The sequence below is a fragment of the Vibrio sp. Isolate34 genome (assembly GCF_022397915.1).
Taxonomy (GTDB): domain Bacteria; phylum Pseudomonadota; class Gammaproteobacteria; order Enterobacterales; family Vibrionaceae; genus Vibrio.
Window position 1 is genome coordinate 65,980 of record NZ_JAKEUO010000021.1, and the last position, 14,254, is coordinate 80,233.

Here is a 14,254-nt window from a genome sequence, read left to right on the forward strand (position 1 = left end):
TTACGAGAACAAGGCTATAAGAAGAACGGGCTCGGTTGGAATAGAGACTCAACATCAGGTACGTATTTCTTGTCCACTAGGAACATCACAACGTGGTCATCTTGTTCGATCACGGTTCTATCGTGCGCGATCAGTACCTCTTCTCCGCGAACAATCGCACCAATAGTGGTGCCCGGTGGCAGTTTGATGTCGCCAATTGCTCGGCCAACGACTTTCGATGTCGTTTCGTCACCGTGAGCAATCGCTTCAATCGCCTCTGCAGCGCCGCGACGTAGTGAAGATACGTTTACAATATCAGCACGACGAACGTGAGTAAGCAGCGCAGAAATGGTCGCTTGTTGTGGAGAGATAGCAATATCAATCACACCACCCTGAACAAGGTCGACGTAAGCACCACGTTGAATCAGTACCATTACCTTCTTGGCACCCATGCGCTTAGCCAGCATCGCAGACATGATGTTGGTTTCATCTTCATTGGTTAGGGCGATGAACACATCAACTTGATCGATGTTTTCTTCAGTTAGCAGCTCTTGGTCTGCTGCGTCACCACAAAATACGATGGTGTTTTCTAACTCTTCAGATAGCTTCTCTGCACGTGTGTAGCTGCGCTCGATAAGCTTGATGCTGTAGCTCTGCTCAAGGCGTTTTGCCAAGCTTGCACCAATGTTACCACCGCCGACAATCATGATGCGGCGGTACGGTTTCTCTAGACGTTGTAGCTCACTCATTACTGAGCGGATGTGGTTACTTGCCGCTACAAAGAACACTTCATCATCGGCTTCAATGATGGTGGTGCCTTGTGGGCGAATAGGGCGGCCTTGACGGAAAATCGCCGCAACACGAGTATCGATGTGTGGCATGTGCTCACGCAAAGCAGACAGTGCATTACCAACCAGTGGACCACCGTAGTAGGYTTTTACCGCCACTAGGCTAACTTTCTGTTCTGCAAAACTTACTACTTGTAGTGCGCCTGGGTATTGGATCAAACGTTCGATGTAGCTGGTTACCAGTTCTTCCGGTGCGATCAGGTGATCGACAGGGATAGCGCCTGATTTGAACAGCGCTTCTTTCTCTTCCAGATATTCTGGAGAACGAATACGGGCAATTCGGTTTGGCGTGTTGAAAAGAGAGAAGGCAACCTGACATGCGGCCATGTTGGTTTCATCCATGTTGGTTACGGCAACCAACATGTCGGCATCTTGTGCCCCCGCTTCGCGCAGTGTGTTCGGGTGGCTGGCATAGCCGTTTACAACCCTAAGGTCGTATTTGTCTTGAAGTTCACGCAGTCGGTCGGCATTACGGTCGACGATCGTGATGTCATTGTTTTCACCTACTAGGTTTTCAGCAAGGGTACCGCCTACTTGTCCAGCACCTAGGATAATGATCTTCATAGCCTTTCTCTTATTTTTGCCGTTGTAATTCTAGTGCGCGCATTTTGCTTCGATAATGCACTAGAAAGAAACAGCGGCTAAGAAATAAATTCTTAGCCGCCGTTAGTTGTTATGCCTGTTTTACTAGAACTGCGTAGTAGAAGCCATCCATATCTTCTTCACCAGGCAGTATTTGACGACCCGGATTTTCGATATCAGACCCAACCAGCGTTGCGTTCTCGGTACGCTCTAGGAAAGCTTTCACCTGCAGAACGTTCTCTTGCGGTGTGATAGAGCATGTCGCGTAAACCATGGTGCCGCCTTCTTTCAGCTGACGCCACATTGCATCCATGATCTCACTTTGTAGTTCTGCGAGTGCATCAATATCAGATGCACGGCGTAGCCACTTGATGTCAGGGTGACGGCGGATTACACCGGTCGCTGAACAAGGCGCATCAAGTAGGATACGGTCGAACTTATCGCCCATCCACCACTCTTCAGGGTAGCGAGCATCGCCACAAATTACGTCGGCACGCAGTTGTAGGCGTTCAAGGTTATCGTAAACACGGTCTAGGCGTTTAATATCACAGTCAATTGCAACCACTTCAGTGTCATTGGTATGCTCAAGAATGTGTGCGGTTTTACCGCCTGGCGCTGCACAACAATCTAGGATTAGCTCACCATCTTTTGGTGTTAGGTAATCGACAGAAAGCTGAGCCGCTGCATCTTGTACTGATACCCAACCTCTGTCGAAGCCCGGTAGTAAAGTCACATCGCAAGGTGCGGCCAATTTTATGGCATCCGCCGCTTCTGGGTGCAGTGTGTATTCAATGTTTTCGTTTTTAAGCAGTTCAACATACTCGTCACGCGTGTGGTGTTGGCGGTTTACGCGCAACCACATTGGTGCCTTGCTGTTGTTTGCTTCAACCAGTTGCTCCCATTGATCTGGGTAGCTTTCTTGAAGCATTTTTAGAATCCAGCTTGGGTGGCCGTATTTGCCCGCATTGTGGCTAACCGCTTTTTCATCCAGCTCTTCTTGATCACGTAGGTAGCTACGTAATACCGCGTTGATCAAACCACTTAGGCTTGGACCACGCAGTGTTTTGGTGCCCTCAACGGTTTCCGCAACGGCAGCGTGCGAAGGAATGCGCATGAAGCTCAGTTGGTAAATGCCTACCAAAATCAGGTGGTGGAATACACGCTTTTTACCTTTAAGCGGGTTTTCCATCAGTTCGTTAGCGATTGACTCTAGACGAGGCAGGTAACGAAGTGCGCCGTAGCAAATCTCTTGCAATAGAGCGTGGTCTCGTGGGCGGATCGTTTTTTGAGCCGCAGGGAGAGCGTGTGAAAGAGAGTGGCCTTTATCGACAACTTGGAATAGGACATTTGCAGCAGCAGCGCGAACATTCATGAGGGGTACCGAATATTTATTTGAATACATGAGGGCATCTCTGCCCTCGTAAAGGTTTTCTAAGCTGCGCTTATGGCAGCTTTAAAAGCTATTAAGAAAGTTGAGTTCCAACTTCGAACCAGCTTGCACGAGAGTTCAAGATGTCCTGAACTGACATGGCTTTTTTACCAGGCACTTGCAGCTGTTCAAGAACAAGTACGCCTTGTCCTGTTGCTACGTAGATACCCGTTTTATCGGCTTGCAGAATAGTACCTGCAGGCTTATCAGAGGTTTGCTCTGCTACACGGCTTTGCCATACTTTGATGCTGTTTTCCGCAGCTTCAAAGTGGCTCATTGGCCATGGGTTGAAAGCACGAACGCAGCGCTCAATATGAGCCGCGTCATCACTCCAGTTGATACGCGCTTCTTCTTTACTTAGCTTCTTCGCGTAGTTAGCAAGTTCGTCGTCTTGCTTTTCAGCTACCGCTTTACCAGAAGCGATGTCAGACAAACATTCAACAAGCGCATCAGGGCCAAGGCCAGCTAGTTTTTCATACATTGAAGCGCTGGTATCTGTCGCTTCAATTGGTAGCGTTGCGATGCTTAGCATGTCACCCGTATCTAGGCCGATATCCATCTGCATGATCGTTACGCCTGTCTCTTTATCGCCCGCCCAAATAGAACGTTGGATAGGAGCAGCACCACGCCAGCGCGGCAGGATAGAACCATGCACGTTGATACAACCTAAGCGAGGCGTATCTAAAACCACTTGTGGGAGCAATAAGCCGTACGCTACAACAACCATGATGTCAGCATTCAAATCTGCTAGCTCTTGCTTAGCTTCATCTGACTTGAAGTTTTCTGGTTGGTAAACCGGAATATTGTTTTCAAGTGCGATGTTTTTTACTGGGCTCGCAGTCAGTTTTTTACCGCGGCCTGCTGGACGATCTGGCTGTGTGTAAACAGCAATAACTTCATGCTCCGAAGACAACAACGCCGCCAAGTGACGGGCGGCGAAATCCGGAGTACCTGCGAAGACAATTCTTAAAGACTGACTCAAGGTAGGCTTCCTTCTAATTTAGTAATAGCAGCGGTGATTAACCCTGTTTCTCGTTGAAACGTTTAATTTTCGCTAGCTTATCTTGGATACGTTTACGCTTTAGTGGCGATAGGTAATCAACAAACAACTTGCCTTCTAGGTGGTCAAGTTCGTGCTGAACACAGATAGCCAGAAGGTCATCAGCGTCGAATGTGAATTCGTTGCCGTCACGGTCTAATGCTTTAACCGTTACTTCTGCAGCGCGAGGTACTAGAGCTCGAGCGCCTGGTACAGATAGGCAGCCTTCTTCGATACCATCTTCGCCGCGCTTTTCGGTGATTTCAGGGTTGATCAGAACCATAGGCTCATCACGCGTCTCTGAAATATCGATAACAACGATGCGTTGGTGGAAATCTACTTGCGTTGCCGCAAGGCCGATACCTTCTTCGTCGTACATGGTTTCAATCATGTCATCAACGAACTTTTGAATCTCTGGGGTAACTTCTTTTACCGGTTTCGCCACGGTACGTAGACGATCATCTGGTAATGTTAATACTTGTAATACAGACATATACACTCGAAATATTGAACTGTGCCGAAACAGCTTAAACCTTGTTGGCTCAATTCTAGACATTTTAGAGGTCAAATGACAGCATCCTGAAGGTAATTCTCCAATCAGATGTCATATATTCGGACCAAGGAACCTAGGTCATGCGTCATATTTACTCCACTTTATCGCTTGTTTTTTCCTCAATTTCTTTTGCCGTGGTGGCAGAGAATAGTGAACAACCTTTAACCATTAAGCGAGGTGCGCCAGAGGCTTATGTGGTGGTTAAGGGCGACACCTTGTGGGATATCTCTGCGATGTATCTCGATAGTCCTTGGTTGTGGCCAAGGTTATGGCAGGTGAATCCAGAGATAGAAAATCCTCACCTCATTTATCCCGGAGATAAACTGTCGTTGGTTTGGATTAATGGTGAACCTGTCTTGAGCCTCAAGCCTGTTATCAAACTCAGCCCTAAGATTCGTGTCTCGGAGAAGAAAGCAGTACCTACCGTCAACGAGGGGTTGGTTTTGCCTTATTTGCAGTCTGATCGCTTGGTTGATCAGCAAGATATTGACTCGGCGCAACGAGTGTTGGGAACAAGCGATGGAAAACGCTTCTTGTCTGGTGCAGAACGGTTGTTTATCTCGGGAAACCAGCAGCATCCTAAGTGGGGTATCTACCGCGCCGTTGAAACTTATCAAAGGCAGCAGCCTCAAGCGAGTATCACTTCTTTGCGCTTGGTTGCCACTGCGCGCTTAAAAGAAGTGGACGATGAGTTCAGTAGCCTACAGATAGACACTCAGCTGCAAGAAGTTCTACTTAATGACCTAGTACTACCCGAACTGGGCGTCGACCAAGTGAATCTTTCTACTACGTTTTATCCTACCCCTAGTGCGGCGGGTCAGTTCGCCAATGTTTTAGGTTCTCTCGAGGGTAATCAGTACAGCGCTAAAAATCAGGTGGTGGTAATCAATAAGGGCTCGCGGGATAACCTTCGCCAAGGCTCCATGTTTACCCTAAGTGAAAGTGGTGCAGTCGTGTTCGGCAAACAAGGTGAATACAGCTACAAAGAGTCGGCGGCGAGCGATAAGGTGCAATTGCCAAGTACCTCACTCGGTAGTTTGATGGTCATTCGTCCTTATGAGTATTTTAGCCTCGCGTTGATCACTCAGAGCTCTAAGCCGGTAAGCAATGATATTCTGGCGGTATCGCCTTTGGACCTCGCTTTGACGGAAGAGGTTAAGGGCACCGAGTGAATGAGCAACAACTGAGCGCTTGGCTAACTCTAAGTTTTGTTCCGCAACTGGGTGGCAAGCGCCTTTCTCGTTTGCTGAGCATTGATTCTCCTTCTAATATTGTTGGTTACTCAAGTCAGCAGTTGCAAGCGATTGGCTTGTCAGCTAAGCAAATTTCCTATCTAAGAGAGCAAGCCCCAGGAGAAGTGGAGGCTTGTTTATCATGGCAAGCAAAACAGCCTAACCATCACATCATTACCCCGAATTGCTCACATTATCCCAAACTGCTTAATGAGATTGCCTCTGCGCCCAGTGTTCTTTTCGTTAAAGGTCACGTCGAAAAACTGATTGAACCTCAAATCGCGATGGTCGGCAGTCGTAATGCCAGTATCGAAGGGCTACAGACAGCGAAGTCCTTCGCCAAAGAGTTTGTCCAAAACGGCTTGATTGTCACCAGTGGCTTAGCGCTCGGTATTGATGGCTATGCTCATGATGGTGCTTTGGATAAGGGAGGAGAGACTTTCGCTGTGTTGGGTTCTGGTTTGGATTCCATTTATCCAGCACGACACCGAAATTTAGCTGATAGGATCTGTGAAAATGGCGCACTGATTTCAGAGTTTCGCCCAAGTGCGAAACCACGACCTGAACATTTTCCCCGTCGTAACCGTATTATAAGTGGCTTGTCTTTAGGCACTTTAGTGGTGGAAGCGGCTGAGAAGAGTGGTTCTTTGATTACCGCTCGTTATGCGATGGAGCAAGGTCGAGAAGTGTTTGCGCTACCCGGTTCAATTCATAACCCAACCAGTCGTGGAGGTAACAGTCTCATTAAAGCTGGAGCATGTTTAGTGCAAAATGCTCAAGATGTTCTGATTGAAATAAAGAGTCTGTTAAACTGGTCTATAGATCAGCAGCCGAGCTTATTCGAACCTACGCCGAATGAGGGTGAAAATGAACAATTGCCATTTCCACAGCTGTTAGCTAACGTAGGATTAGAGGCGACACCCGTTGATATTTTGGCACAGAGAACCCATATACCTGTGCATGAAGTCATGATGCAGCTTTTAGAGCTTGAGCTCTCAGAGCATGTTGTTGCAGTTTCCGGTGGCTATATTCGAAAGGGGAGAGGCTAGCTATGATGATGGACATACTGATGTACTTGTTTGAAACCTACATCCATAGCGATTCTGAATTGCAGGTGGATCAAGACGAACTTGAAGATGAACTTCTTCGAGCGGGGTTTCACCAAGATGATATTTATAAGGCTCTCCATTGGTTAGAAGACCTTGCTGCACTGCAAGATACCGATAACCAAGCGGCGATTACTATGTGCTCTAATACCTCGATGCGTGTTTACACAAGTAAAGAGATATCACGTATTAATATGGAGTGTCGTGGTTTCTTGTTGTTCCTTGAGCAGATCAACGTTCTCACGACAGAGATTCGTGAAATGGTGATTGATCGTGTGATGGGGTTAGAGACCAATGAATTTGAGTTGGATGATCTGAAGTGGATTATCTTAATGGTACTGTTCAATGTACCGGGTAATGAAAGTGCTTACACGCAAATGGAAGAGCTGTTGTACACCAAAGAGCAAGGTATCTTGCATTAATACAGGCTTATCATGAGTAGTAAGATTGATAATCAGCTTTTTTCAGCACATGAACATGCACTAGAGCACGAACCGTGTCCACAGTGTGGCGGAGAGCTTCAGCTTCGCCACGGTAAGCACGGCCCGTTTTTAGGCTGTAAGCAATATCCGAGTTGCGACTACATCAAGCCTTTGCACCAAAACGATGGTCATGTAGTGAAAGAGCTGGGTGTACCGTGCCCTAAATGCCAAAACGAGCTGGTGTTGAGACAAGGTCGCTATGGCATGTTTATTGGTTGTAGCAGCTACCCTGCGTGTAATCACATAGAATCTTTAGACCAGCCCAAAGAACAACCTGAAGAGCAGCCGTTGGTTGCATGCCCTGAGTGTGGTAGAGGCCACTTGGTTGAGCGTAAATCTCGCTATGGCAAAACCTTCTATGCGTGTGATAACTATCCTAAGTGTAAGTTCGCAGTAAACCAACCACCTATTATCGGTCGTTGTGAACAGTGTCAGTTCCCGTTGTTAATTGAGAAGAAAGCAGCCAATGGAACCAAGAAACAATGCGCTGATCGCAAGTGTCATCATATTCAATCTGAATAGCTTTAGGTTATAGAAATAAAAACGGCGCTCACTGAGCGCCGTTTTTTGTATCAAATCCACAATGTAGGGCTTACTTCATCTGCTCAGCAAACTCGTGCACAGCAGGGTAGGCTTGCTTATCAAGAATGTCAGCCAGTGAGCACAACGCTCTTTGCAGTTCGGCATTGTAATCAGCGCTCACGTTAATGTGGCCCATCTTACGACCTGCACGCTTCTCTTTACCATACCAATGAACATGACAGCCGCCTTGAGCCAGAATAGCCTCAGGTAGAGTATCTTCACCAAGGATGTTGATCATTGCGGTCGGACGAATCAGCTTGGTGCTACCTAGTGGCATTCCACAGACCGCACGAAGGTGATTCTCAAACTGACAAGTCTCGGCACCTTGCTGTGTCCAGTGACCTGAGTTATGAACACGTGGTGCAATCTCGTTAACCAACAGTGAACCTTGAACGTCAAAGAACTCAAGTGCTAGCACGCCAACATAATCTAAGCGCTCAGCAACCGCAGTAAACATGGCTTTCGCTTGTTCTTGCAGCTCAATATCATCAATTGCGGTCGATAAGCTCAATACGCCATCGGTGTGAACATTTTCTGCCAATGGATAAACTTGAACCTCTCCATTGGTTCCACGCGCACCAACCAGTGATACTTCACGGTCGAATGGAACAAACTCTTCAGCCACAATGGCTTGATTGTCTGTCGCAGCGATGCACTCGGCCATTTCTGCCCAAGTCGCGTCAACACTGTCTAGTGTCTTTAAGCGCCACTGGCCCTTGCCATCGTAGCCGCCAAGTGTGCTCTTCAGTACCATTGGTAAGCCAACGTGAGCGATCGCTGCTTCAAAGTCTTCGCGAGAGTTAATCACGTAGTATTTAGCGTTTTTCACGTTCGCTTCGTCTAACAGCGCTTTTTCAAGGCGACGGTCACCGCCTGCTTTGATTGCTTCTGTTGTCGGTAAGAACTTACCGCTGCGCTCACATATTTCAAGCACATCATGAGGGATGTGTTCGAACTCAGCAGTAATGACGTCCGCGCGCTCAATCGCATTTTCTAAGCCGTTGCCTAGAATCGCTTGCGTTAATGGATGAACAATATTTTTGCTGCCAACATCAAAAGCAGAAATTTCAATATTCAGCGGTGCCCCAGCTAGGGACATCATGCGAGCAAGTTGGCCCGCGCCTAACACAAGAACATGCATGGGAATTAGTCCTCTGCAGGGTTTGGATTTGCAAGTACCGTTTCTGTTTGCTCAGAGCGGAACGCTTCTACTTTAGCCATCACATCTTCATTGTGTGTACCAATGATTTGCGCCGCTAGGATGCCAGCGTTCGCTGCACCTGCTTCACCTATAGCTAGAGTACCTACCGCGATGCCTTTTGGCATTTGCACGATAGAAAGTAGAGAGTCCATGCCTTTCAGTGCTTTAGATTGAACTGGAACACCAAGAACAGGTACGCTTGTGAAAGCAGCCGCCATGCCTGGTAGGTGTGCAGCACCGCCAGCGCCAGCAATAATCACTTTAATACCGCGCTCTTTCGCACTGGTTGCGTAGTCTGCTAGCAACTGAGGTGTGCGGTGAGCTGAAACCACTTTTGTTTCGTACGCCACGCCAAATTGATCCAACATGTCCGCAGCTAGCTTCATTGTTGGCCAATCAGATTTAGAACCCATGATAATACCGACAGTCATCTCAAACTCCTTCAGGTACGATTTAATTAGTGATTAGATATTTTGCGCGCATTATACGGGTAAAATTGCTCAAGGAAAACGTTTGCGTCAGTCTAAATTGCCAATTGATACATTTTATAAACAAATAGCTTTAGTAACAGTGAGTGATAATTTGTACACTTAGCGAGTTCGATAACTGACTTAATGAGGCAACCCGTGGATAACTTTCAACATACATTGCAGGCATTACAACAGGGCGAAGTCATTGCTTACCCGACCGAAGGCGTTTTTGGGGTTGGTTGTGACCCTGATAATCCACAAGCCATAAAGAAATTACTCGAGTTAAAGCAACGACCAGTTGAAAAGGGCTTGATCTTGATTGCGGCAAGTTACGAGCAGCTGCTTCCTTATATTGATGAAAGCCAACTGACCGATGAGCAATTGGCGACGGTTAAAGCAACATGGCCAGGGCCAGTCACTTGGATCATGCCAACCAGTGCTAAAGTGACAGATTGGGTGAGTGGTCAGTTTGACTCAATCGCTGTGCGAGTGACGGATCACCCTTTGGTTCAAAGAATGTGTAATGAGTTCGGCAAGCCGTTAACCTCTACCAGTGCCAACCTGACTGGCGAGCCGCCTTGTATGACGACTGAAGAAGTTCAACAGCAACTGGGTCAACACTTAGTCGCGATTCTAGAAGGTCAAACGGGTGGCCGTGAGAAGCCAAGCGAAATTAGAGATGCAAAAACGTCGAAAATATTAAGACAGGGTTAAACCCTGCAAAGGAAAGTAAAATGTCAGCAATTGATAAAGAAGCAGTAAAGCAGTTTTTACTGGGCCTACAAGATTCGATTTGCCAACAGCTTGAGCAAGCTGATGGTAGCGCGTTGTTTGAAGAAGACGCATGGGAGCGCGAACCTGGCGAACGCCTCGGTGGTGGTGGTCGTACTCGTGTGATGACCAACGGTGCGGTCTTTGAACAAGGTGGTGTTAACTTTTCTCACGTTGCAGGTAAGGCAATGCCCGCTTCAGCAACCGCTCACCGCCCTGAATTAGCCGGACGTAAATTTGAAGCGATGGGTGTATCGTTAGTTATCCATCCTAAAAACCCTTATATCCCAACCTCACATGCCAACGTAAGATTCTTTATTGCCGAAAAGGAAGGGGAAGCCCCTATCTGGTGGTTCGGTGGTGGTTTTGATTTAACGCCATTCTATCCAGTAGATGAAGATTGCCAGTCTTGGCATCAAACCGCTAAAGATCTGTGCGCACCATTTGGTGATAACGTGTATCAAGAGCACAAAGAGTGGTGTGATAAATACTTCTACTTGCCTCACCGTGATGAAACGCGCGGTGTTGGTGGTCTGTTCTTTGATGACTTAAATGAGTGGGGTTTCGATAAGAGCTTTGCTTACATGCAGGCGGTCGGTGAAGGTTTTGCTGAGGCGTACTTACCTATTGTCGAGCGTCGCAAAGAGACACCTTATGGCGAACGCGAGCGTGACTTCCAACTATACCGTCGTGGTCGATACGTTGAATTCAACCTAGTCTATGACCGTGGCACCCTATTTGGTCTACAAAGCGGTGGTCGCACAGAGTCTATCTTGATGTCTATGCCGCCATTGGCTCGTTGGGAATACCGTTACGAACCACAAGCCGGGTCACCAGAAGCTCTGCTTTATAGTGACTACCTAAAACCGCGAGTTTGGTAGTTCTTCCTTCCTTATAGGGATAGTGATAGGGTCATCTATATATATGACCCTTTTTATTATTTCTGTTAGGTAAGGATATGACACAGCAAGTAGATCGTTATGCCGTTTTCGGTAACCCTATTGGGCAAAGCAAATCGCCATTCATTCACACGTTATTTGCTCGCCAAACCAATCAACAACTTACCTATACAGCACTGCAGCCAGAACAAGGTCAATTCATTACCGCGGCTAAAGCTTTTTTTAGCGAAGGTGGTAGAGGATGTAATGTCACCGCGCCATTCAAAGAAGACGCTTATCAGTTTGCTAATCGCCTAACGGAAAGGGCTCAATTAGCTGGTGCAGTTAATACATTGAAGAAATTAGATGACGGAGAGATCATTGGTGATAACACTGATGGCGAGGGTCTCGTTCAAGACTTGCTTCAGCATCAAGTGGTATTAGAGGGTGCTCGAGTTCTCTTGCTAGGTGCTGGTGGCGCAGCAAGAGGTGTAATTCAGCCCCTTCTTGATCAAAAACCACAACAATTGGTGGTTGCTAACCGAACCAGTTCCAAAGCTGAACTCCTAGCTGAGATGTTTTCTTCAAACGGCAATATCAAAGGAATGGGACTAAGTGATGTGAACGAAGGCTTCGATGTCATCATTAACTCCACGTCATCAGGCCTAAGTGGTCAGCTCCCTGAAGTTTCCGATGTCATCTTTAATACAAATAGCGTCGTCTATGACATGGTCTACGGATCTGGAACGACAGTATTTAATCAGTGGGCGTTAGATAATGGTGTTCATGCTGCTTATGATGGTTTAGGTATGCTGGTGGGTCAGGCTGCAGAGAGCTTCATGCTATGGCGTGGTCTTCGTCCGGGAACTAAGCAGATCTTAAGAGAACTACGTAGAAATCTAGAGATGTAACAAGGTACTTATAAAAATGAATCAATCAATCTTATTCCCTGACATCCAAGATTGGGATGAAGAGAGTCAGTCTATTGTTTTTCCAGCACAACAGTCTGGTGCGCTGATCGCATGTGTTGTGTCTATTGAAGAGTTGTCTCGATTGTCTGGAAAAGATGTAGAAGAAGGCAAACAAGCGTTGGCTGTATTTTCTGAGCTTCGTTTTGATATTGAAGAATTAGCAGAAGAGCTAATAGAAGAAGAGGAGTATGACTCCTCTAATCGAATTCAGATCAAAGCGCTTTAAACAGGAAGCACAGAGTCTAGGTAGTCATTTTTGTTCTGAACATAGTTGTCAGCCGACTTCTGCAAGAAAGCACGTTCTTTATCATTTAATGGGCGTGCTTGCTTAACGGGGCTTCCTACATATAGGTAACCGCTCTCAAGTACCTTATTCGGTGGCACCAAGCTTCCCGCACCAATCATCACTTCTTGTTCGATAACCACACCATCCAGCACAATGGCTCCCATACCGACGAGTACGCGATCCTTAATAGTGCAGCCATGCAGCATGACTTTATGACCGATAGTGACATCATTACCTATTAATAGAGGATAACCCTCAGGGTTTTCAGCATTCTTGTGGGTAACATGCAGAACACTACCATCTTGGATATTGGTTCTATCACCTATATGTATGTGGTTCACATCTCCTCGAGCTGCAACCAAAGGCCATACACTAGAGTCATCACCGATTTTGATATCACCAACCAGTACCGAACTTGTATCTATATAGACACCTTGCCCAATCTGAGGTGATATACCTTTGTAACTGCGTATTGAACTCATAAATCCTCCTTTATATAGCCACCTTAAGGCCTTAATTAAGGGGAATACTAGTGAAAATGGCGTGTTTTGAACAAAAAACGCTCGAACAATCAAAAAAGTAAGAAAAACTTAAAAAAGGACTTGCCAGTGTGATCGAAATCTCTATAATGCCACCTCGCTGACACGGGATGGCTTCTTAGGAAACCAAAACGAATCAGCAGGTCAAATTAGCCAAGTTAAGCGCTTGAAAAAAGTTTTGAAAATAGTGGTTGACACTAAAACTTAAATCGCTAAAATGGCCGTCCGATTTGAGCGAAGCTCAGAAAGGAAAAGCTCTTTAACAATTTAAACCTATCAATCTGTGTGGGCACTCGTTGATGAATATCAAAACGTTTTATCGTTAGATAAAACAGATTCTTCGGAATCAAAATGATTTCAATGAACTGAGTGACCAATCGATAATTTATTATCGGCACAGTCAATTCATTATCATTCTGTTGGAATGGTAATAGCTTTAAAATTACATAGTAGTTTTGAAGTCAGTATTCGTTGAGTCACAAAATCTTAAATTGAAGAGTTTGATCATGGCTCAGATTGAACGCTGGCGGCAGGCCTAACACATGCAAGTCGAGCGGAAACGACACTAACAATCCTTCGGGTGCGTTAATGGGCGTCGAGCGGCGGACGGGTGAGTAATGCCTAGGAAATTGCCTTGATGTGGGGGATAACCATTGGAAACGATGGCTAATACCGCATAATGCCTACGGGTGGGCGTCGAGCGGCGGACGGGTGAGTAATGCCTAGGAAATTGCCTTGATGTGGGGGATAACCATTGGAAACGATGGCTAATACCGCATAATGCCTACGGGCCAAAGAGGGGGATCTTCGGACCTCTCGCGTCAAGATATGCCTAGGTGGGATTAGCTAGTTGGTGAGGTAATGGCTCACCAAGGCGACGATCCCTAGCTGGTCTGAGAGGATGATCAGCCACACTGGAACTGAGACACGGTCCAGACTCCTACGGGAGGCAGCAGTGGGGAATATTGCACAATGGGCGAAAGCCTGATGCAGCCATGCCGCGTGTATGAAGAAGGCCTTCGGGTTGTAAAGTACTTTCAGTTGTGAGGAAGGGGGTARYGTTAATAGCGYTATCTCTTGACGTTAGCAACAGAAGAAGCACCGGCTAACTCCGTGCCAGCAGCCGCGGTAATACGGAGGGTGCGAGCGTTAATCGGAATTACTGGGCGTAAAGCGCATGCAGGTGGTTCATTAAGTCAGATGTGAAAGCCCGGGGCTCAACCTCGGAACTGCATTTGAAACTGGTGAACTAGAGTRCTGTAGAGGGGGGTAGAATTTCAGGTGTAGCGGTGAAATGCGTAGAGAT

General features: G+C 46.7%; 15 protein-coding genes and 1 rRNA gene. 9 read left to right on the forward strand and 7 right to left on the reverse strand.

Translation table 11 applies throughout. The features are described from left to right. Positions 1–14 precede the first annotated feature (14 nt). The 4 genes from trkA to def all read right to left on the reverse strand — a co-directional run bounded on the left by trkA (position 15) and on the right by def (position 4,370). On the reverse strand, positions 15–1,391 hold the full coding sequence (gene trkA, locus L1D22_RS18825) for a Trk system potassium transporter TrkA (RefSeq protein WP_239830842.1): 1,377 nt from the start codon (positions 1,389–1,391) through the stop codon (positions 15–17). Between the two features lie 109 nt (positions 1,392–1,500). Then, on the reverse strand, positions 1,501–2,781 hold the full coding sequence (rsmB, locus tag L1D22_RS18830) for a 16S rRNA (cytosine(967)-C(5))-methyltransferase RsmB (protein ID WP_017631532.1): 1,281 nt from the start codon (positions 2,779–2,781) through the stop codon (positions 1,501–1,503). A 91-nt stretch (positions 2,782–2,872) separates the two neighbouring features. Continuing rightward, a complete protein-coding gene (fmt, locus tag L1D22_RS18835) occupies positions 2,873–3,820 on the reverse strand; it encodes a methionyl-tRNA formyltransferase (protein WP_123326566.1) in 948 nt (315 codons plus the stop codon). A gap of 37 nt (positions 3,821–3,857) precedes the next feature. Next, on the reverse strand, positions 3,858–4,370 hold the full coding sequence (gene def / locus L1D22_RS18840) for a peptide deformylase (RefSeq protein ID WP_017058772.1): 513 nt from the start codon (positions 4,368–4,370) through the stop codon (positions 3,858–3,860). A 140-nt stretch (positions 4,371–4,510) separates the two neighbouring features. On the opposite strand from def, the gene L1D22_RS18845 reads away from it, so the two are divergent. Genes L1D22_RS18845 through L1D22_RS18860 form a run of 4 tightly spaced genes read left to right on the forward strand, consistent with a single transcriptional unit; the run spans position 4,511 to position 7,772 of the window. Continuing rightward, positions 4,511–5,602 (forward strand): LysM peptidoglycan-binding domain-containing protein, encoded by a 1,092-nt coding sequence (locus L1D22_RS18845; protein ID WP_239830843.1) that lies wholly within the window; start codon positions 4,511–4,513, stop codon positions 5,600–5,602. Beyond that, positions 5,599–6,711, forward strand: coding sequence for a DNA-processing protein DprA (dprA, locus tag L1D22_RS18850; RefSeq protein WP_239830844.1), 1,113 nt, complete (start codon positions 5,599–5,601; stop codon positions 6,709–6,711). Before L1D22_RS18845 ends, dprA begins: the two co-directional genes overlap by 4 nt. 2 nt (positions 6,712–6,713) lie before the next feature. Further along, positions 6,714–7,190, forward strand: coding sequence for a DUF494 family protein (locus L1D22_RS18855; RefSeq protein WP_029235095.1), 477 nt, complete (start codon positions 6,714–6,716; stop codon positions 7,188–7,190). Positions 7,191–7,202: 12 nt separating this feature from the next. Then, positions 7,203–7,772 carry a topoisomerase DNA-binding C4 zinc finger domain-containing protein gene (locus L1D22_RS18860; protein WP_239830845.1) on the forward strand — a complete coding sequence of 190 codons (570 nt, stop codon included), beginning with the start codon at positions 7,203–7,205 and terminating at the stop codon, positions 7,770–7,772. Positions 7,773–7,842: 70 nt separating this feature from the next. On the opposite strand, the gene L1D22_RS18865 is transcribed toward L1D22_RS18860, so the two are convergent. Then, the gene (locus L1D22_RS18865) at positions 7,843–8,973 is read right to left on the reverse strand and encodes a 5-(carboxyamino)imidazole ribonucleotide synthase (RefSeq protein WP_239830846.1); all 1,131 of its coding nucleotides are present in this window, start codon (positions 8,971–8,973) and stop codon (positions 7,843–7,845) included. 5 nt (positions 8,974–8,978) lie between these two features. Next, entirely contained in the window at positions 8,979–9,464 is a 486-nt protein-coding gene (gene purE, locus L1D22_RS18870) for a 5-(carboxyamino)imidazole ribonucleotide mutase (RefSeq protein ID WP_032548673.1), read from the reverse strand. Between the two features lie 195 nt (positions 9,465–9,659). Between purE and L1D22_RS18875 the strand changes: the two genes are divergently transcribed. The 4 genes from L1D22_RS18875 (at position 9,660) to L1D22_RS18890 (ending at position 12,349) form a co-directional block, all read left to right on the forward strand. Next, the gene (locus tag L1D22_RS18875; protein ID WP_239830847.1) at positions 9,660–10,217 is read left to right on the forward strand and encodes an L-threonylcarbamoyladenylate synthase; all 558 of its coding nucleotides are present in this window, start codon (positions 9,660–9,662) and stop codon (positions 10,215–10,217) included. Between the two features lie 20 nt (positions 10,218–10,237). Next, a complete protein-coding gene (gene hemF, locus L1D22_RS18880) occupies positions 10,238–11,155 on the forward strand; it encodes an oxygen-dependent coproporphyrinogen oxidase (protein WP_239830848.1) in 918 nt (305 codons plus the stop codon). A gap of 77 nt (positions 11,156–11,232) precedes the next feature. Continuing rightward, positions 11,233–12,063, forward strand: coding sequence for a shikimate dehydrogenase (aroE, locus tag L1D22_RS18885; RefSeq protein WP_239830849.1), 831 nt, complete (start codon positions 11,233–11,235; stop codon positions 12,061–12,063). 16 nt (positions 12,064–12,079) lie between these two features. Then, positions 12,080–12,349: a DUF1488 domain-containing protein gene (locus L1D22_RS18890; RefSeq protein WP_239830850.1), complete on the forward strand. Its 270-nt coding sequence runs from the start codon at positions 12,080–12,082 to the stop codon at positions 12,347–12,349. Here L1D22_RS18890 and L1D22_RS18895 read toward each other — a convergent pair. Beyond that, positions 12,346–12,891: a gamma carbonic anhydrase family protein gene (locus L1D22_RS18895; RefSeq protein WP_017631521.1), complete on the reverse strand. Its 546-nt coding sequence runs from the start codon at positions 12,889–12,891 to the stop codon at positions 12,346–12,348. The two genes, L1D22_RS18890 and L1D22_RS18895, sit on opposite strands and share 4 nt — an antisense overlap. A 545-nt stretch (positions 12,892–13,436) precedes the next feature. Between L1D22_RS18895 and L1D22_RS18900 the strand changes: the two genes are divergently transcribed. Further along, positions 13,437–14,254 (forward strand): 16S ribosomal RNA (locus L1D22_RS18900); the annotation flags it as partial.